The following is a 19,138-nucleotide window of genomic DNA, read 5'->3' on the forward strand; positions in this document are numbered from 1 at the left end:
CAACGCGTAACCCGCCCCGTCCTCACAGCGGCGTAACCCGCCGACACCATCCTTGATTTCGACACCCCGCCCGCCCTGCGCTAAGGGGCGGGCCATGCCGCAAGACACCGCCGCCCTCCCGCCCATCGGCCTCTTCGACGTCCGCGCCCAGCAGGCGCTGATCCGGCCGGAGATCGACCGTCGCCTCGCCGCCGTGCTCGATTCCGGCCGCTTCGTGCAGGGGCCGGAGGTGGAGGAACTGGAGCGCGCGCTCGCGACCTTCGCCGGCACCGCGCATTGCGTGGGCGTCTCCTCCGGCACGGATGCGCTGCAGATCGCGATGATGGCCGAGGGGATCGGGCGGGGCGACGCCGTCTTCCTCCCCGCCTTCACCTACACCGCGACGGCCGAGGTGCCGCTCGTGCTCGGCGCCACGCCGGTCTTCGTGGACGTGGACCCCGTGACCTTCAACCTCGACGTGGAGGACCTGCGCCGCCGCCTCGCCCTGGTGAAGGCGGAAGGAAAGCTCCGCCCGCGCGCCGTGGTGGGGGTGGACCTGTTCGGCCTGCCCGCCGACTGGCCCGCCATCGAGGCGATCTGCGCGGAGGAGGGCATGTTCGCCCTCGACGACGCCGCCCAGGCCTTCGGCGCCGCCCTGGGCGGCAAGCGGCTGGGCAACTGGGCCGGGGCCGCGGCCCTGTCCTTCTACCCCACCAAGACCCTCGGCTGTTACGGCGATGGCGGGGCGCTGCTGACCAATGATGCCGACAAGGCCGACCTCTACCGCTCGCTCCGCACCCATGGCGAGGGCAAGACCCGCTATGAGGTGATGCGCACCGGCATGAACGGCCGGCTGGACACGATCCAGGCCGCCATCCTGCTCTGCAAGCTGCCGCTGATGGAGGATGAGCTGGCCGCCCGCGCCCGCGTGGCCGCCGGCTACGACGCGGCGCTCTCGGGCAAGGTGCAGACCCCGGCGAGGCCCGAGGGGGCGGAGAGCGCCTACGGCCTCTACTCCATCCTGCTGGCGGACGAGGCGCAGCGGGGCCGCGTGCAGGAGGCCTGCAAGGCGCGCGGCGTGCCGACCGCGGTCTACTACCCCCTGCCGCTGCACCATCAGCCCGCCTATCGCGAGGCCCATGCCGGCGCGATCGCGGGGGCGCCGCCGCTGCCGGTCAGCGAGGCCCTGTGCAAGCGCATCCTCGCGCTTCCCATGCACCCCTATCTGGATGACGCGCAGGTCGCGCGGGTGAAGGAGGCGGTGCTCGCCGGGCTGTAACCCGCCCGACGCGCTGGCCCGGGGCGGATCGGTGGGCGCGGCATCGCCGGATGGCGCCGATCCGCTCTAAGCTGCGCGCCGAACCCAAGGGCTGCCGATGCTCGAACTCCAGGACCTCACGCGCCGCTTCGGCGGCCGCGCCGCGGGCGACGGCGGGGGCCGCGCCGCGGTGGACGGCGTCACCCTCGCCATCCCCGATGGCCAGATGGTCGGAATCATCGGCCGCTCGGGCGCGGGCAAGTCCACCCTGCTGCGGATGGTCAACCGCCTGACCGAGCCGACATCGGGCCGCATCCTGCACCACGGCACCGACGTCACCACGCTCCGCGGCCGGGCGCTGCGGGACTGGCGCACGCGCTGCGCGATGATCTTCCAGGGCTTCAACCTCATCCAGCGGCTGGACGTGCTGACCAACGTGCTCGTCGGCCGGCTGAACCACCGGCACGGCGCCCTGGCGGCGCTGAACTCGCTGCTGCTGCGCTTCACGCCGGAGGAGCGCGCCATGGCGCTCGACGCGCTGGACCGCTTCGACCTCGCCGAGCAGGCGCTGCAGCGCGCCGACACCCTCTCGGGCGGGCAGCAGCAGCGGGTGGCCATCGCGCGCGCCATGCTGCAGGAGCCGCGAATCCTGCTCGCCGACGAGCCCATCGCCTCGCTCGATCCGCGCAACGCGCGCGTGGTGATGGAGGCGCTGCGCGACGTGAACCGGCGGGACGGGCTGACCGTGCTGGTGAACCTGCACCATCTCGACACCGCGCGGCGCTACTGCGACCGAATCATCGCCATGGCGGCCGGGCGCGTGGTGTTCGACGGCCCACCCTCGGTGCTCACCGGCGGCGAGGTGGAGGCGATCTACGGCGTGCCGGAAGAGGCGCTGGAGGCGGAGACGCCCCACGCCCCCGCGGCGGCCTGAGGGGGCAGGACATGCACAGCCGCCGCGCGCTTCTCGCCACCGCCGCGCTCGCCGGTGCGCCCACTACCGTGCCCGCGCTGGCGCAGGCCGCGCCCCGCCGCAGCACCGATCCCGGCACCGTCTTCCCCGAGCCCGGCCGCCGTCCCTGGGCGGATACCATCCCCGTGCTCCGCATCGGCATCTCCGGCGGGGAGAACGAGACGGACCGCCTCGCCCGCAACGAGCCCTACCGGCAATTGCTGGAGGAGACCTTCCGGCTTCCCGTGCGCCTCTACCCCGCCGCCGACTTCGCGGGGGTGGGCCAGGCCTTCGCCGCCGGGCGGATCGAGATGGCGCAGATGGGCGCGGCCAACTATGCCGGCACCTGGATCGACACGCGCGGCGCCGTCGAGGCGCTGGTGGCGGCGGAGGGCGATGACGGATCGCTCGGCTACGTCTCCGTCATGGTGGTGCGGGCGGATTCCGGGATCACCGACATCGCGGGGATGCGCGGCCGCACGCTCACCTGGGCCGATCCCGCCTCCACCTCCGGCTACTTCGCCCCACGCGCCGCGCTGCGCGCCGCCGGCATCGACCCCGCGGGCTACTTCTCCCGCACGGGTTTCGCGGGCGGGCACGAGCAGGCCGTCGTCTCCGTGCTGCACGGGCAGTACGACGCCGCCTGCACCTGGGCCTCGGGGCAGGGCGATCCGGCCGCCGGCTTCTCCCGCGGGGCGCTGCGCGTGATGGTGGACAAGGGGATGCTCGACATGCGCGACCTCCGCGTGATCTGGCGCAGCGACCCCATCCCCGCCGGCCCCATCGCCTGCCGCGCCGAGCTGCCGGACGCCTTCAAGGAGGACATGCGCCGCTTCTTCCTCGCCCTGCCGCTCGCGCATCGCGCGGTCTACGAGGGGATCGAGCGCGGCGGCGGCACGGGCTTCCGCACCGTCACCCATGCGGACTACGCGCTCGTGGTGAAGCTGCGCGAGGAGGAGGCGGCCGAGCGCCGCAGGAGGCGCTGAGCGCCGCCCTCTCCCCCGCCGCCGCGCGCGGCGAAGCCGCCTTCCAGGCCGCGCGCCGTGCGCGGCGGGGGCGGGCGCTGCTGGGCCTTGCCCTTCTTCTCGCTGCCCTCCTCGCCGCCGCCTGGACGAGCGAGTTCCACCCCGCGGCGCTCGCCGCCGGCCTGCCCCGCGCGGGCGACTACTTTCTGCGCCTGCTGCCGGACCTCCGCTGGGCAACGCTGTTCGGCGGCTGGGAGACGGAGGGCAGCCTCGCCTTCTGGTTCTACCGCCTGGACAAATGGGCACTGCTGCTGCTGGAGACGGCGAACATGGCCGCCCTCGCCACGCTGGCCGGCGGGGCGGTGGCGCTGCTCCTCGCCTTTCCTGCCGCGCGCAACACCGCACCGGGTCCCTGGTCCTACCGCCTCGCGCGGCGCGGGCTGGAGGCGATGCGGACGGTGCCGGAGATCGTCTATGCCCTCATCCTCGTCTGGGCCTTCGGCGTTGGCCCGCTGGCCGGCATCCTCGCCATCGCCGCCCACACCACGGGCGCGCTGGGCAAGCTCTTCGCCGAGGCAGTCGAGAATGCCGACATGCGCCCCTGGGACGCGCTGCGCGCCGCGGGCGGAACCTGGGCCGAGGCCTGCCGCTTCGCGATGCTGCCGCAGGTGGCGCCGAACATCGTCAGCTACGCCCTGCTGCGCTTCGAGATCAACGTGCGCGGGGCGAGCGTGATCGGCTTCGTCGGCGCGGGCGGGATCGGGCAGGAGCTGTATCTCGTCATCAGCCAGAACTACTACGAGGAGATCTCGGCCATCATCCTGCTGATCGTGGTGGTGGTGGCGATGATCGACCTGCTCTCCGAAGCCCTGCGGCGGCGCCTCTCGGGGGATGTCCGGGCGTGAGCGAAGCGAACGTCACGCCGGGCGTGAGCGAAGCGAACGTCACGCCGGGCGTGAGTGGGGCGGATGTCGCGCGCTGGAAGGCTGCACTGCCCTCCGCCTTCTCCCTCACCCCGCGCCAGCGCGCGCTGCGCCTGGCGGGCGGGGCGGCCTTCCTCCTCTGGCTCGGCTGGGCGCTGTGGCTCTTCGACATCACGCCGGCGCGGCTGTGGAACGGGATGTCGGGCCTGTTCACCATCGTCAGGCTGATGATCCCGCCCTCGCCGGGCGAGCTGTGGGGCGACATCCTGCGCGGCATCGCCGAGAGCGTGGCGATGGCCTTTCTCGGCACGGTGATCGCGGCGGTGCTCGCCGTGCCGCTCGGCTTCCTCGGCGCGCGCAACATCCTCACCGCGACGCTGCTGCGCTTCTCCCTCCGCCGCGTCTTCGACGGTCTGCGCGGCGTGGACCAGCTCATCTGGGCGCTCGCCTTCGTGCGCGCGGTCGGCCTCGGGCCGCTGGCGGGGGTGATGGCGCTGGCGGTCTCCGACCTCGCGACACTGTCCAAGCTCTATGCCGAGGCGATCGAGAACGCGGACCGCCGCCAGGCCGAGGGCGTGACGGCGGCGGGCGGATCGCGGCTGATGGCGATCCGCTTCGGCATCCTGCCGCAGGTGCTGCCGGTGATGCTGGCGCAGGCCCTCTACTTCTTCGAGAGCAACACGCGCTCTGCCTCCATTCTCGGCGTCGTCGGCGCGGGCGGGATCGGGCTGCAGATCGCCGAGCGCATCAAGGTGCGCCACTGGGACGAGGTAGCGTTCATCATCCTGCTGATGGTGGTCACCGTCGGCCTCATCGACTGGCTCGGCGGGAAGTTGCGGCGCCGGCTGATCGGCGGGCAGGGCGCCTAGAACGACGAAGGGCGCCGGTCCCCCTGACCGGCGCCCCCCGACATGCCCGGCAATGACGCGCCGGGCAATCCCGTCAGGCCGCGTCCTCGCGGCGGTCGCGCGCCTTCACATAGGCGATCGAGGCGTGCTCGAGGCAGTAGGGCTTTCCGGCGAAAGCCTCGGATGTGCAGAAGCGGAACTCCGGCGTGCCGGGCTCTCCGATCGGCCAGCAGCAGCTGCGCGCGTTGCTGCGCTGGAAGGGGCGCACCACGGGCGGCGGCGGTGCGGCGCGCAGGACGGGCGCGGCGGGGCGCGCCACGCTCTCCACGGGCGCCGGTGCCTGCGCCACGGGGCGCGGTGCCGGTGCGGGCACTGCCGGTGCCGTGGATGCTGCGGGCGCCACGGGGCGCGGCGCGGCGGAGGCCGCGGCGGCCTGCTCGCGCTGGATCGGGCTCGGACGCGCCGGCAGGTGCAGGCGATGCGCCTTTCCGACGACAGCGTTCTTCGAGATCCCCATGCGGCGACCGATCTCGGCGGTGGAGTGTCCCTCCGCCCAGAGTGCCCTGAGTTGCTCGATCGCTTCCGCTGACCAGTCCATCGCGGCTACCCCCGTCAACGTCGATACAAGATACGGTAGGTCATGCGGTTGCTGTCCCACAAGATGAGGCGCACGAAAACTTGTGGACGGATATGTGGGTGACTCTGTGGACAGGATTCGGTGTGTGAATCGGAACAGCGCCTTGGGTGTTCCACTTCACGCAGAATTAGAAGAGCAGCCCCTTTCTCAACATCCCGTGCACGCCCTTCTCGCCGTTCACCGTTTGCGTCACGCGGAAATCCACCGCGAGCGAGCAGAACTGGTACGCATCGGCGGGCGAGAGGTTCGTGCGCTGCGCGATGAAGGCGATCATCTCGCGCAGCGCCTGCTTCATCGCGAGGTCAAGGTCCTCGTTCATCCCCATTGTGATGAAGTGTGAGGGAGTTTCGGCGCGCGGAAAGCGCAGCACAGGGTCGCGCGCGCCACCGCCCTTCTCGACATCGAGGCGGAAGGTACCGGTGAGGCAGGTCTCCAGCGCGTTGATGCAGACCTCGCCATCGCCCTGAACGCCGTGCCCGTCGCCGGCGGAGAAGCGCGCGCCCGGGACATGGACGGGCAGCCAGAGAGTCGTGCCCTCCACCAGCTCCTTGTTGTCGAGGTTGCCGCCATGCGCGCGCGGCTCCTTCGTGGAGATGCGTCCCCACTCCTCCGGCGGCGCGACTCCCATCACGCCGAAGAAGGGCGCGAGATCCAGCTTGATGCCGCCGCCCATCGGCAGGGTGCAGGTCTTCGCCGCCTGGTCCACGGGGATGTGCAGCATGCGGCGGAAGGGGAAGTCCTCGGGCAGCGTGCCGGCGAGCGGGCGGAAGCCGCAGAAGCCCCAGTCGGAGCCCAGCTCGATGCGCTCGATGTCCACGCGCAGCGCGTCGCCCGGCTCCGCGCCGCGCACTTCGACGGGGCCGGTGATGATGTGGCCTACCGCGCCCGCCGTGTTCGCCTGCGCGATGTCGCGCAGCGCCTGCGGCACCGTCATCCCGCTCTCCGGGCCCGGCACGGCGTCGCCCAGGCCGGAGACGCATTGCAGCGTCACGCGCTCGCCCGCCGCGATGCTCGCCACGGGCGGGAAGGCCGCGTCGAACACGCCGATGCGCGTCGTCTGCGGGGTGGCGGGCACGAAATGCGGAGAGGTCATCGAATCGGGCTCCGTGGTCGCGGGCAGTCTCGCGCGGTCGCGCGCGTTTGGCGAGGCGTGCCCGGCCGTGTCGCTGAGTCCGGTCAGCCGGAAGCCCGCGCGCGCAGCCGCAGCAGGCTGACGAGGGCGCCCAGCGCGGCCATGCCGCAGCCGATGGCGAGCGCCAGCTTCGGCGCCCCCACCGGCATGCCCGGCATCCATCCCAGCACCAGCCCCACCAGCGCGGCGCCCGTGGTCTGGCCGAGGAGTCGCGCGGTGCTCAGCATCCCGCTCGCCCCGCCCGCGCGCTCGGGCGGGGCGGCGCCGACCATGGTGCGGTTGTTGGGCGTCTGGAACAGGCCGAAGCCGAAGCCGCCGAGGACCATGCGCCAGACGATGTCGGCCACATCGGGCGAGGGCGGCAGCACCGCCAGCAGCCCCAGCCCCGCCGACATCATCGCCAGCCCCACCCCGCCCAGCACCGCGGCCGGCACGCGCTCCATCAGCCGGCCCGAGAGGGGGGCGGCGATGGCGGTGGCGAGGAACCAGGGCGTGGTCAGCAACCCGGCGGTGAAGACGGAGAAGCCGTATCCGCTCTGCAGCAGGAAGGGCAGGGCGGAGAAGGCGAGCCCCTGCGCCATGAAGGAGCAGACGGAGGTGCAGACCGAGAGGGTGAAGACCGGGATCCGCAGCAGGTCCACCGGCAGCAGCGGCTTCGCCACCCCCACCTGCCGCCGCACCAGCAGGGCGCCGGCGGCCAGCCCGGCCAGCACCTGCGGCAGCGCCGCCCAGAGCCCGCCCCCATGGGCAAGGGCGTCGAGGCCGAGGATGAGCAGGCCGAAGGTGGAGGCCGAGAGCAGGGCGCTGACGATGTCGAAGCGCTGGCGGCCGCGCGGGCTCTCGGGCAGGGCGCGCCATCCGATCAGCAGGGCGCCCAGCCCGATCGGCACGTTCACCGCGAAGATCCAGGGCCAGTCCGCGACGCCGAGGATCAGCCCCGCCACCGTCGGCCCCGCGGCGGCCGCGGAGGAGACGATCATCGCGTTCAGCCCAAGCCCCCGCGCCAGCCGGGCCCGCGGCTGGATGAATCGGATGATCGCCGAGTTCACGCTCATCAGCCCCGCCGCGCCGAAGCCCTGGATCGCGCGTCCGGCCACCAGCCCCTCGAAGCTGCCGGCCATGGCGCAGCCGAGCGAGGCGATGGTGAAGAGCACGAGGCCGCCGAGATAGACGCGGCGATAGCCGATGATCTCCCCCAGCGCCGCCAGCGGCAGCAGGGAGACGGTGACGGCGAGCTGGTAGGCGTTGGTCGCCCAGATGGCCGAGGCGGGCGAGGTGTCCAGCGCCCGCGCGATGGTCGGCAGCGCCGCCGAGCCGATGGTGCTGTCGATCACCGACATCATGATCCCGAGCGCGACCGCGAGGGTGGCCAGGTGGCGGCGGGGGGTGGGAAGGCCGTCGGGGAAGACGGCGGGCGGGGGAGGGAGCAGGGCCTTGGCACCTCGCAGCGGCCGTTCGCCGGCCGGGGCGCCCTAACTGCGCCCGATGCGCCGGCTTGGCTACACCCCGCGCCCCACCCCGCACCCCTGCATGGCCGGGCGGCGGGCGGGCCGCCTTCCGCCCGGCCACCCTCCGTGACCATATCCCCGCCGTGACCGACGCCCCCATCCTCGCCCGGCCCGCCGCCGACATCGCGGAGCCGCTGGCCCTCTACGTCCACTGGCCCTTCTGCGCGGCCAAGTGCCCCTATTGCGACTTCAACTCCCATGTCCGCCCGGGGGTGGACGCCGCCCGCCACGGCCGCGCCCTGCTGGCCGAGCTGGAGCACGAGGCGGGCAGGGCGGGCCGGCGGCGGCTGGTCTCGATCTTCTTCGGCGGCGGCACGCCCTCCCTCATGCCGCCCGAGGCGGTGGCCGCCCTCATCGCCCGCGCCCGCACCCTGTTCGAGCCCGCGCCCGATCTGGAAATCACGCTGGAGGCCAACCCGACGAGCGTGGAGGCCGGCAAGCTGCGGGAGTTCCGCGCCGCCGGGGTGAACCGCCTCTCGCTCGGCGTTCAGGCGCTCGACGCGGCCTCGCTCGGCTTCCTCGGCCGCAACCACTCGGCGGGGGAGGCGGTAGCGGCGCTGGAGCACGCGCGCGCTACCTTCCCGCGCCTGTCCTTCGACCTCATCTACGCCCGCCCCGGCCAGGGGGAGGCGGCTTGGCGGGAGGAGCTGCGGCGCGCCCTCTCGCTGGCCGCCGACCACCTCTCGCTCTACCAGCTCACCGTCGAGCCCGGCACGCGCTTCGCGACCGAGCACGCCCGCGGCGCCTTCCATCTTCCGGAAGGGGACGAGGCCGCCGCCCTCTATGCCGCGACGGCCGAGGAGGCCGCCCGCTTCGGCCTCCTGCCCTATGAGGTCAGCAACTATGCCAGGCCCGGCGCGGAGAGCCGACACAACCTCGCCTACTGGCGCTACGGCGACTATCTCGGCATCGGCGCCGGCGCGCACCAGCGGCTGACGACCGGTGGCGAGGTGTTCGCCGCCCGCCGCCACCGCGCGCCCGAGATCTGGCTGGAGCGCGTGGAGCGGGACGGCCATGCCCGGGTGGAGGAGGAGGCGCTGACCCCGGTGGAGCGCGGGCGCGAGGCGATGCTGATGGGCCTGCGCCTGGCCGAAGGGATCGACCCCGCCCGCATCGAGGCCCGCAGCGGCCTGGACTTCGACGCGGTGGTGGACCACGCCATGCTCGAGGCGCTGATGGAGGAGGGCTACCTCCGCTGGCTCCCCGGTGGCCGGCTGGGGGCCACGATGGAGGGCCGGCTGCGGCTCGACGCCCTGCTCCCCGTGCTGCTGCGCTGACCCTGGCCCCGCGGCGCCTTGACCCCGGCACCGCTTCGGCCGCGTATGCGCCCATGAGCGAGCTCAACCCCCTCCTGTCCCCCTGGACGACCCCGTTCGGCACGCCGCCCTTCGACCTCATCCGTCCCGAGCACTTCGCCCCCGCCTTCGAGGCGGCGATGGGGGAGCACCTGGCCGAGATCGCCGCCATCGGGGCCGATCCGGTCGAGCCGGGCTTCGCCAACACGATCGAGGCGCTGGAGCGCAGCGGGCGCGCCCTGGCGCGGGTGGGCAACGTCTTCGGCAACCTCGTCGTCAGCCTCGGCGGCGAGGCGCTGGAGGCGCTGGACCGGGAGATGTCGCCCCGCCTCGCCCAGCACGGCATGCGCGTCTCGCTCGACCCCGCGGTCTTCGCCCGCGTCGATGCCCTCCATCGCCAGCGCGAGGCGCTGGGGCTGGAGGAGGACCAGAGGCGCCTGCTGGAGCGCACGCATCTCGGCTTCATCCGCTCCGGTGCCGCGCTGGACGAGGCGGCGCGGGCGCGCATGACCGAGATCTCCGAACGGCTGGCCGCGCTGCACACCGCCTTCGGCCAGAACGTCGTCCACGACGAGAAGGTCTGGCACCTCGCCCTGGAGGAAGCGGACCTCGACGGGCTGCCGGACTTCCTGCGCGACGGCATGGCGAATGCCGCGGCCGAGCGCGGCATCCCGGGCTATGCCGTCACCCTCTCGCGCTCCCTCATCGAGCCCTTCCTCACCTTCTCCGCGCGCCGCGACCTGCGAGAGACGGCCTATCGCGCCTGGATCGCGCGCGGGGCCCATCCCGGCGAGCACGACAACCGCCCGCTGATCCCCGAGATCCTCGCCCTGCGCGCCGAGCGGGCGCGGCTGCTGGGCTATGACAGCTTCGCCGCCTTCCGCCTCGCCGACACCATGGCCGGCACGGCGGGGGCGGTGCAGGGCCTGCTCTCCGAGGTGTGGGAGCCCGCCAAGCGCAAGGCCGCCGCCGAGCGCGACCGCCTGCTCGCCGCCGCGCGCGCCGAGGGCTTCGAGGGCGACATCGCCCCCTGGGACTGGCGCTTCTACGCCGAGAAGGTGCGCCGCGCCGACTACGCGCTCGATGAGGCGGAGCTGAAGCCTTATTTCGAGTTCGGCAACATCCAGCAGGCCGCCTTCGACACGGCGACGCGCCTCTTCGGCGTCACCTTCGCGCCCATCCCCGACGCCCCCGTCTACCACCCCGACGTTCGCGCCTACGAGGTGCGGGACGAGGCGGGGCATGTCGGCGTGTTCCTCGCCGACCCTTATGCGCGCGCGGGCAAGCGCTCGGGCGCCTGGATGAGCAGCTATCGCGACCAGGAGGACCTGGACGCGCCGGTCTCCCCGGTTATCGTGAACAACAACAACTTCGCGAAATCGGAGCCCACGCTGCTGAGCTTCGACGACGCGGAGACGCTGTTCCACGAGTTCGGCCACGCGCTGCACGGGCTGCTCAGCCGCGTGCGCTACCCCGCCCAGTCCGGCACCTCCGTCCGCCGCGACTTCGTCGAGCTGCCCTCGCAGATCTACGAGCACTGGCTCGCCCTCCCCGAGACGCTGCGTCAGTACGCCCGGCACCACGAGACCGGCGAGCCCGTGCCGGACGCGCTGATCGCGCGGCTGCTCGCCTCGCGCGGCTTCAACCAGGGCTTCGGCACGGTGGAGTACACGGCCGCCGCGCTGATCGACATGGCGCTGCACAGCCATCCCGCGCCGGGGACGATCGACATCGAGGCATTCGAGCGGGAGTTCCTGGCCTCCATCGGCATGCCGGCGGAGATCGGCATCCGCCACCGCCCGGCGCATTTCCAGCACCTCTTCGCCGGAGGCGGCTACGCGGCGGGCTACTACTCCTACATGTGGGCCGAGGTGCTGGACGCCGACGGCTTCGACGCCTTCACCGAGGTGCAGAACCCCTTCGACCCCGACACCGCCGCGCGGCTCCGCACCCTGCTCTCCGCCGGCGACACGCGGGACCCGATGGAACTCTACGTGCAGTTCCGCGGCCGCGCGCCCAGTACCGCGGCGCTTCTCCGCAGCCGCGAGCTGGTGGAGGCCTGAGACGATGCCGGACACCAATGCCCGCCCCGTGCTGGCCACGCATAGCGGCAAGTTCCACTGCGACGAGGTCTTCGCCTATGCCGTGCTGCGCCTCGCCCTCGGGCTGCGCGATCCCGACGGGGACCATCTCCTGATCCGCACGCGCAAGCCCGAGCCGATCGCGGCCGCCGACATCGTCTGGGATGTCGGCACCGTCTTCGATGGGGCAACCAACCGCTTCGACCACCACCAGCGCGGCGCGCCCCTGCGGTCGGACGGCACGCCCTTCTCCTCGGCCGGGCTCGTCTGGCAGGTCTATGGCGAGCGCGCGGTCGCCGCCCTGCTGCCCGCGGACGGGGCGCGCTTCGCCCCGGCGATCGCGGCGGAGATCGACCGCAGCGTTGTCCGCCGCATCGACGAGCTGGACAACGGCGTCTCCGCCACCGGCCCCGTGCGGGACGACGCGCTCGGCCTCGGCGCGCTGATCGGCGACTTCAACCCGCCCTGGGACGATCCCGCCTCCACCGGCCCGACGGCGGGCGACGCCGCCTTCCTGGAGGCCACCGCCATGGCCGAGGGCGTGCTGCGCCGCCGGGTGGACGCGATGCGCTCGCGCCACGCGGCCGAGGCCGTCGTCCTCGACGCGCACCGGGCGGGGGAGGACCCGCGCATCCTCGTGCTCGACCGCGGCATGCCCTGGAAGGGCACGGTGTTCGACCACGGCCTGCCCGTGCTCTTCACCGTCAGCCCGGCCTCCAACGGCAACTGGATGCTGGACACCATGCCGCCCGAGCCCGGCTCCTTCGCGCAGCGCCTGCCGCTGCCCGAGGCCTGGGCGGGGTTGCAGGAAGCCGAGCTGGCCGAGCGCTGCGGCGTGCCGGACGCCGTCTTCGTCCATCTCCGCCGCTTCGTGGGCGCCGCGCGCACGCGGGACGGCGCGGTGGAGATGGCGCGGCGGGCGATGGGGACGGCGCCGTAGCGCCGCCCCTTTACTTCCCGGGCTTGTGGAGGCGCAGCGGCCCGAAGCTCTGCGCCACGGGCATCACCTGCAGCGTGTTGATGTTCACCCGCGCCGGGCGGGAGGCCACCCAGTGCACGGCATCCGCGATGTCGTCCGGCGTCAGCGCGTCGGCGCCCTCGTAGATCGAGGCCGCCCGCGCGTCGTCGCCGTGGAAGCGGACATTGCTGAACTCCGTGCCGCCGACAAGGCCGGGCTCGATATCCGTCACCCGCACCGGCGTTCCGTAGAGATCGGCGCGCAGGTTGAGGCTGAAGTGGCGGACGAAGGCCTTGCTCGCGCCGTAGACATTGCCGCCGGGATAGGGCCACTCGCCCGCGGTGGAGCCGATGTTCACCACATGCCCGCGCCCGCGCTCGATCATCCCCGGCAGCACCGCGCGCGTGAGGTACATCAGCCCCTTCACGTTCGTGTCCACCATCGCGTCCCAGTCGTCGAGGCTCGCGCTCTGCGCGGGCTCCAGCCCGAGGGCGAGGCCGGCATTGTTCACCAGCACGTCCACCCCGGACCACTCGGCGGGCAGGCCCTCCACGGCGCGGGTGACGGCCTCGCGGTCCCGCACGTCGAGCACCACGGGCAGCACCTTGTCGGCGCCCAGCTCGTCCCGCAGCGCCTCCAGCCGCTCCGCGCGGCGGCCGGCGGCGATGATGCGGGCGCCGTCGGCCGCGAAGCGGCGGGAGATGGCGGCGCCGAAGCCCGCCGTCGCGCCGGTGACAAGGACGATCATGCCGTGGTTCCCTCGTTGAGAAGCGCCCAGAGCTTCTGCGGCGTGGCGGGCATGTCAACATGGCGGACGCCGCGCTCGGCCAGCGCGTCCACCACCGCGTTCATCACCGAGGGCAGGGCGCCCGCGCATCCCGCCTCGCCGCAGCCCTTGGCGCCCAGCACGTTGGTGCGCGCGGGAACGGGGTGGCTGTTGAAGGCGAAGAAGGGCGCGTGCTCCGCGCGCGGCAGGCCGTAATCCATGTAGGAGCCGGAGAGGAGCTGCCCGTCCTCGCTATAGGCCGTGCGCTCCGTCAGCGCCTGGCCGATGCCCTGCACGATGCCGCCATGCGCCTGCCCCGCGACGAGCATCGGGTTCACCAGCACGCCGAAGTCGTTGACGGTGACGTAGCTCACCACCTGCGCCTCCGCCGTCTCCTCGTCGATCTCCACCTCTGCGATGTGGCAGCCATTGGGGAAGGCGGAGTCCGCGTACTGATCGGTGGTGGTCACGTCGAGCGTGCGGAGTTCCTCCGGCAGGCCGGGCATGGTGCGGGCGGCGGCCGCCAGTTCCAGGATGCCGATGCCGCGGTCCGTGCCGGCGATGGAGAAGCGACCATCGGAAAACTCGATGTCCTCCTCCGCCGCCTCCAGCGCGTGGCCCGCGAGCCTGCGGCCCTTCTCGATCACCAGCGCGCTGGCCGCGGAGATCGCCTGCCCGCTCGCCATGATGGAGCGCGAGCCGCCCGTGCCGCCGCCGGCCACCAGCAGGTCGCTGTCGCCCTGCACGAGCCGTATCAGGTCGAAGGGAATACCGAGGCGATCGACCAGCACCTGCGCGAAGGGCGAGGCGTGGCCCTGGCCGTAGTCGAGCGTGCCGGTGATGATCGTCACGCCGCCATCCTCGTCGAAGCGGATGCCGCCCATCTCCTTGTTCGGCGGCGCCGTGACCTCGAGATAGTGGCCGATGCCGATGCCGCGCAGCTTGCCGCGGCGCCGGCTCTCCGCGCGGCGGGCGGGGAAGCCGTCCCAGTCGGCGGCGGCGAGCGCCTCCTCCAGGATCGCGGGGAAGTCGCCGCTGTCGTAATGCATGCCGGAGGGCGCGTCATAGGGGATCTGGTCGGCGCGGATGTGGTTGCGCCGGCGCAGCTCCACGCGGTCGATGCCCATCTCGCGCGCGGCCGTGTCGACCAGCCGCTCCATGTAGTAGTTGCCCTCGGGCCGCCCCGCGCCGCGATAGGCGCCGACCGGGGTGGTGTTGGTGAGGACGCAGCGCGTGGACACCTCCACCAGCGGCGTGCGGTAGACGCCGATCACGTTCTTCACCGTGTTCATCGTCGGCGGCAGGGTGGTGGCGTTGCTGAGATAGGCGCCGAGATTGGCGAAGCCCTTGAGCCGCAGCGCGAGGAAGCGGCCCTCCGCATCCAGCGCCAGTTCCGCCTCGAAGTCGTGGTCGCGGCCGTGGCTGTCCGACAGGAAGCTCTCCGAGCGCGAATCCGTCCACTTCACCGGCCGCCCCAGCATCTTCGTCGCGTGGAGCAGGGCGGGATACTCGGGATAGACGCTCGACTTCATCCCGAAGGAGCCGCCCACATTGCCGGTGAGCACGCGCAGCTCCGAGGGCTCTACCCCCATCACCTTGGCGATGTTGCCGCGCATGCCGAACACGCCCTGGCTGCCCATGCGGAGGACGAGGCGGCCCTCCTCCACGCTCGCCAGCGCCGAGCGCGGCTCCAGCGGCGAGACGACGACGCGGCTGTTGCGGATGGCGAGCTTCGTGACATGCGCCGCGCGCGCGAAGGCGGCGGCCACGGCCTCCGCGTCGCCGTAGTGGAAGTCCACCACCGCGTTGCCGGGCACGTCGTCATAGAGGAGGGGCGCGCCGGGGGCGGCGGCGTCGCGCGCCTCGACCACGGCGGGGAGGGGATCGACGTCCAGCACCACGGCCTCGGCGGCGTCGCGCGCCTCCTTCGCGGTCTCGGCCACCACCATCGCCACGGGATCGCCGACGAAGCGCACCTTGTCCGTCGTCAGGACGGGCTGGCGGGGCGTGCGCGCCGGGCTGCCGTCCCGGTTCTTCTGGCCCACGGCCACGGGCATGGGGCCGATGCCGGCCGCCTCCAGGTCACGCCCGGTGATGACGGCCAGCACGCCGGGCATGGCCGCGGCCTCCGCCGTGTCGATCCCGCGGATCACGCCATGGGCATAGGGGCTGCGCACCATCACCGCATGGGCCTGGCCGGGCAGGGAGAGGTCGTCGCTGTAGCGCCCCTCGCCCCGCAGCAGCACGGGGTCCTCCTTGCGGGAGACGGGCTGGCCGATGCCGAATTTCAGCCGCGAGGGATCGATCGGAGCGTTCATGCGGGCGTCCTGTCCGGGGAGGGCATCGGGGCGGGCAGGGCCCGCAGTGCCCAAGTTGGGCGGTCCCGCGCGGATCGGGAACCCCCCGGGGCCATCGCCGTGGGCCGGATCAGCCCGCGACGCGGAAGCGGGGCGTGCGCCCCCGGAACTCCCGGCTGGCCAGGATGGTCTCCCGCACCTGCCGCAGCGTCTGCCTCTCCGCCATGGATTCCAGCGCCGCCTCCTCCGGCACGCGGTCCAGCAGGAGGCGGAAGAGGGCGGTCACGTCCTCGCGCGTTGCCGGGCGGTCCCGGTCGAGGCGGATGCGGCCCTGCTCCTCCAGCAGCTTCGGCAGCTTCACCTGGCGGAAGAACTCGTGCCGCTTGCGGGAGTCCCCGAGGATGGCCGAGACCTGGGTGCCGGCATCCTCGGCCAGATGGTACTGAGGCCCCTCGACCCAGTTCATCCGGTCGTAGCCCATCTCCCGGAACTTTTCGTCGCGGAAGGAGGCGCCCTGGGCGCCGATGTAGCGGGCGAAGCAGACATCGGTCATGACGCGCGCGATGCCCAGCGCGTGGCAGCCGAGGGTCTTCACCGCGTCCTGGGAGGAGAAGCCGCCGGCGACCTCCAGCGTCTCCATCCAGCGGAAGATCGCGAGATGGTCGCGCCAGGCGTAGTCCGTCTCGTCCAGGATGCGGTCATAGGGGGCGAGCCAGTCCCGCAGCCGCCGCCAGGGCTCGCGCCTCAGGCCGAAGGCCCAGTGGTGCTGCAGCATGGTCAGCCAGGCCTCGGGGCCGGGGGGCTGGGCCTGGTGGTCGCCATAGGCGGCGAAGTAGCCGATGCGGGGGTCGCGGTCCGACAGGGCGCGCAGCTCGCCCATGATCCGGAGGTAGTCCGGCCCGAGCTCCAGGTCGTCCTCGAAGAAATAGGCACAGTCGGCATTCACCGCCTCGAAGGCGAGGATCTCGCCGCGCCGGATATTGGCGGCGATGCCGATGTTGTGCGGCGCCGCCGAGACCTGCCCGCGCGGGAAATGGGTGCGGAAGGCCGCGATGGAGGCCGCCACCTCCGCGTCCTCGGCGTAGCGCAGCCCGGTGCGGGGGGAGACGGCGCCGTCCTGCAGCAGGAAGACGCGGCGGGGGTCGAGGGTGAAGCCGCGCTGGTTCAGCAGGGAGGCGCAGACGCGTTCGAGATAGGCCGGGCGGTTGAAGGCGAAGAGCACCACCGGCACGTCCAGCACCGCCGGGGCCGGCTCGATATGCAGCGCAGGGGCTGGCAGCGCGTCGCTCAACCCGGTCTCTCCCGCCATGGTTGCGCTCCCCTAGGGCGCCCCGCCCATGATGGCAACGGGTTCATGGCGAGGGGTTCTCAGCCCCCCTCCCGCCCGAGTTCGAGCGCCCGCGCATAGACCTGCCGCCGGGGCAGGCCGGTGGCGGCGGCGACCATGGCGGCGGCGTCCCGGAGCGACTGCCCGGCCTCCAGCGCGGCGCGCAGCCGGCGGTCCAGCTCGTCGGCCCCGCTCGGCGCCTCGGCCCCGGCGGGGCCCACCACCACGACGATCTCTCCCCGCGCGGCGTGCCCGGCGTAATGGGCGGCGAGCTCGGGCAGGGGGCCGCGCCGCACCTCCTCGAAGCGCTTGGTCAGTTCCCGCGCCACGGCGGCCGGGCGGTCCCCGAAGCCCTCGGCCAGGGCGGCGAGGCACTCGGCCAGCCGGTGCGGCGCCTCGAAGAAGACGAGGGTGGCCGAGAGCCCGGCGCCCTCCGCCGCCCGCAGCCGCGCGATGGCTTCCCGCCGCGCCCCCTCCTTGGGCGGCAGGAAGCCGGCGAAGAGGAAGGGCAGGGGAGGCAGGCCGGAGAGGGTGAGGGCCATCACCGCCGCGTTCGGCCCCGGCACCGCCGAGACATGGATCCCCGCCTCCATCGCCGCGCGGGCGAGGCGGTAGCCGGGGTCGCTCACCAGCGGCGTGCCGGCATCCGAGACGAGGGCCAGCCGCGCCCCGCCGCGCAGCCGCTCGATCAGCCGCGGCACCTCCGCCGCCTCGTTGTGGTCGTGCAGCGCGTGGAGCGGCGCGGCGATGCCGTGGCGGGCGAGGAGGGGCGCCGTCACCCGCGTGTCCTCGCAGAGGATCGTCTCCGCGCCGCGCAAGGTCACGACAGCGCGGGGGGAGAGGTCCCCCAGGTTGCCGATGGGGGTCGCGACCAGCCATAAACCCGGGGCCAGCGCGGCGTTCCGGCCGCTGATCTCAGAAAGGGCGTCGCTTGGTTCGCTGTCCGTCCCGGGCCCAGGCCCCGCTTCCCCGTCCCTCTGCAAGCCGCCTCTCCCGCCTTTGCGCCGCCGCGGCGCGTCTCCGCACCGCCGTGGCGCGTCTTCGCGCCACCGCGGCGCTGCTGGCGCTTGTGGGCCTCGGGGCCTGCGCCCCGCAAGTGCCGCGCGGGACCTATGCGCGCCCGGCCGCCCCGCTCTTCGGCGGCATGGCCGCGCCGATGGAGGTCCAGCCCACGCGGGTCGCGGTCCTCCTGCCCCTCAGCGGGCCGCAGGGCGCGCTCGGCCAGCCCATGCTGAACGCCGCCACCATGGCCCTGTTCGATTCCGGCCTGCGCGGGGTGGAACTCCTCCCGCGCGATACGGCGGGATCGGCCGGCGGCGCCTCGGAGGCGGTGCGCGGGGCGATCGCGGAGGGCGCCCGGGTGGTGGTCGGCCCCCTCACGGGCCCCGAGACCGCGGCCGCCGCCGGCCAGGCCCGCGCGGCCGGCGTGCCCGTCCTCGCCTTCACCAACGATGCGGACCAGGGCGGCAACGGCGTCTGGGTCACGGGCCTCACCCCGGGGCAGCAGGTGCGGCGCCTGCTGGCCACCGCGCAATCGGCCGGCATCCGCCGCGTCGGCCTTGCCGGGCCGGACGGGCCCTTCATGCGCCAGCTCTCCGCGGCCCTCCGCAACGCCTCCCAGTCCGCGGGCATGGCGGCGCCGGTGATCGTCTCCTACCCCTCTGGCGCCTCCCGCGCCCAGGCGGCGGGGCAGGTCGCCTCCCAGGCCGGGCCGGAGGGGATCGGCCTCCTCATCCTCGGCGAGACGGGCGCGACCGGGGCGCGCGAGATGGCCGCGGCCCTCGCCGGGGCGGGGCTTCCCGCGCCGCCACGGCTGGGCGGGCCGAGCCTCTGGGCGGGCGAGCCGGCAATCGCCGCCGATCCCGCCCTCGGCGGTGCCCTCGTGCCCGGCCCCGACCCCGCGGCCCGCAACGGCTTCGAGGCCCGCTACCAGTCCGCCTTCGGCGCCCGCCCGCCCCGCCTCGCCGCCACCGCCTATGACGCGACGGCGGCGGCGCTGCGCGGCGTGCGCGGGGGAGACCCGGCGGCCCCCGCCTCTCTTCCCCTGGGCGAGGTGCTGCAAGGGGCCGAGGGCGCCTATCGCCTCCTGCCCGGCGGGCAGGTGCAGCGGGCGTTGGCCGTCTATTCCCTGACCCCGGGCGCCGAGCCGCAGATGGTGGAGCCGCCGCTGCTGCCGGGCGCCGCCGGCTCCTGAAGCCGCGTCCCTCCCCGG

Annotated in this window: 16 protein-coding genes; 9 read left to right on the forward strand and 7 right to left on the reverse strand. The window is 73.5% G+C overall.

Annotation, left to right across the window (positions count from 1 at the left end; translation table 11 throughout):
* The first annotated feature begins 94 nt into the window (after positions 1-94).
* The 5 genes from FHS87_RS00440 to phnE (FHS87_RS00460) all read left to right on the forward strand — a co-directional run bounded on the left by FHS87_RS00440 (position 95) and on the right by phnE (FHS87_RS00460) (position 4,946).
* Positions 95-1,258 carry a DegT/DnrJ/EryC1/StrS family aminotransferase gene (locus FHS87_RS00440; protein WP_184512709.1) on the forward strand — a complete coding sequence of 388 codons (1,164 nt, stop codon included), beginning with the start codon at positions 95-97 and terminating at the stop codon, positions 1,256-1,258.
* A 97-nt stretch (positions 1,259-1,355) separates the two neighbouring features.
* Positions 1,356-2,171 (forward strand): phosphonate ABC transporter ATP-binding protein, encoded by an 816-nt coding sequence (gene phnC, locus FHS87_RS00445; protein WP_184512710.1) that lies wholly within the window; start codon positions 1,356-1,358, stop codon positions 2,169-2,171.
* Between the two features lie 11 nt (positions 2,172-2,182).
* Positions 2,183-3,175 (forward strand): phosphate/phosphite/phosphonate ABC transporter substrate-binding protein, encoded by a 993-nt coding sequence (gene phnD / locus FHS87_RS00450; RefSeq protein WP_184512712.1) that lies wholly within the window; start codon positions 2,183-2,185, stop codon positions 3,173-3,175.
* Positions 3,172-4,059, forward strand: coding sequence for a phosphonate ABC transporter, permease protein PhnE (phnE, locus tag FHS87_RS00455; protein ID WP_184513255.1), 888 nt, complete (start codon positions 3,172-3,174; stop codon positions 4,057-4,059). Before phnD ends, phnE (FHS87_RS00455) begins: the two co-directional genes overlap by 4 nt.
* Positions 4,056-4,946 (forward strand): phosphonate ABC transporter, permease protein PhnE, encoded by an 891-nt coding sequence (gene phnE, locus FHS87_RS00460; RefSeq protein WP_312861829.1) that lies wholly within the window; start codon positions 4,056-4,058, stop codon positions 4,944-4,946. Before phnE (FHS87_RS00455) ends, phnE (FHS87_RS00460) begins: the two co-directional genes overlap by 4 nt.
* Positions 4,947-5,019: 73 nt before the next feature.
* Here phnE (FHS87_RS00460) and FHS87_RS00465 read toward each other — a convergent pair whose 3' ends face one another.
* The 3 genes from FHS87_RS00465 to FHS87_RS00475 all read right to left on the reverse strand — a co-directional run bounded on the left by FHS87_RS00465 (position 5,020) and on the right by FHS87_RS00475 (position 8,037).
* On the reverse strand, positions 5,020-5,523 hold the full coding sequence (locus tag FHS87_RS00465) for a GcrA family cell cycle regulator (protein ID WP_184512714.1): 504 nt from the start codon (positions 5,521-5,523) through the stop codon (positions 5,020-5,022).
* Between the two features lie 166 nt (positions 5,524-5,689).
* A complete protein-coding gene (locus FHS87_RS00470; protein WP_184512716.1) occupies positions 5,690-6,655 on the reverse strand; it encodes an acetamidase/formamidase family protein in 966 nt (321 codons plus the stop codon).
* Between the two features lie 83 nt (positions 6,656-6,738).
* Positions 6,739-8,037, reverse strand: a complete 1,299-nt coding sequence (locus FHS87_RS00475) for an MFS transporter (RefSeq protein WP_184512718.1) — start codon at positions 8,035-8,037, stop codon at positions 6,739-6,741.
* Positions 8,038-8,324: 287 nt separating this feature from the next.
* On the opposite strand from FHS87_RS00475, the gene hemW reads away from it, so the two are divergent.
* Genes hemW through FHS87_RS00490 form a run of 3 tightly spaced genes read left to right on the forward strand, consistent with a single transcriptional unit; the run spans position 8,325 to position 12,518 of the window.
* A complete protein-coding gene (hemW, locus tag FHS87_RS00480) occupies positions 8,325-9,479 on the forward strand; it encodes a radical SAM family heme chaperone HemW (RefSeq protein WP_184513259.1) in 1,155 nt (384 codons plus the stop codon).
* A gap of 53 nt (positions 9,480-9,532) precedes the next feature.
* The gene (locus tag FHS87_RS00485) at positions 9,533-11,560 is read left to right on the forward strand and encodes a M3 family metallopeptidase (RefSeq protein WP_184512720.1); all 2,028 of its coding nucleotides are present in this window, start codon (positions 9,533-9,535) and stop codon (positions 11,558-11,560) included.
* Between the two features lie 4 nt (positions 11,561-11,564).
* Positions 11,565-12,518: an MYG1 family protein gene (locus tag FHS87_RS00490; RefSeq protein WP_184512722.1), complete on the forward strand. Its 954-nt coding sequence runs from the start codon at positions 11,565-11,567 to the stop codon at positions 12,516-12,518.
* A gap of 10 nt (positions 12,519-12,528) precedes the next feature.
* Here the strand turns inward: FHS87_RS00490 and ydfG are convergent, their stop codons facing one another.
* The 4 genes from ydfG to rsmI all read right to left on the reverse strand — a co-directional run bounded on the left by ydfG (position 12,529) and on the right by rsmI (position 17,840).
* Positions 12,529-13,284 (reverse strand): bifunctional NADP-dependent 3-hydroxy acid dehydrogenase/3-hydroxypropionate dehydrogenase YdfG, encoded by a 756-nt coding sequence (gene ydfG / locus FHS87_RS00495; RefSeq protein ID WP_184512724.1) that lies wholly within the window; start codon positions 13,282-13,284, stop codon positions 12,529-12,531.
* Entirely contained in the window at positions 13,281-15,620 is a 2,340-nt protein-coding gene (locus FHS87_RS00500) for a xanthine dehydrogenase family protein molybdopterin-binding subunit (protein WP_184512726.1), read from the reverse strand. Before FHS87_RS00500 ends, ydfG begins: the two co-directional genes overlap by 4 nt.
* A 109-nt stretch (positions 15,621-15,729) precedes the next feature.
* Complete coding sequence (locus FHS87_RS00505) at positions 15,730-16,908, reverse strand: glycosyltransferase family protein (protein WP_246417706.1); 1,179 nt, start codon at positions 16,906-16,908, stop codon at positions 15,730-15,732.
* A gap of 59 nt (positions 16,909-16,967) precedes the next feature.
* Positions 16,968-17,840, reverse strand: coding sequence for a 16S rRNA (cytidine(1402)-2'-O)-methyltransferase (rsmI, locus tag FHS87_RS00510; RefSeq protein WP_184513263.1), 873 nt, complete (start codon positions 17,838-17,840; stop codon positions 16,968-16,970).
* Between the two features lie 116 nt (positions 17,841-17,956).
* Here rsmI and FHS87_RS00515 point away from each other — a divergent pair, with 116 nt between their 5' ends.
* Positions 17,957-19,120, forward strand: coding sequence for a penicillin-binding protein activator (locus FHS87_RS00515; RefSeq protein WP_184512728.1), 1,164 nt, complete (start codon positions 17,957-17,959; stop codon positions 19,118-19,120).
* Positions 19,121-19,138 lie beyond the last annotated feature (18 nt).

Origin of the sequence: Muricoccus pecuniae (genome assembly GCF_014199205.1) — a bacterium.
In the GTDB taxonomy this organism is placed as follows: Bacteria; Pseudomonadota; Alphaproteobacteria; order Acetobacterales; family Acetobacteraceae; genus Roseomonas; species Roseomonas pecuniae.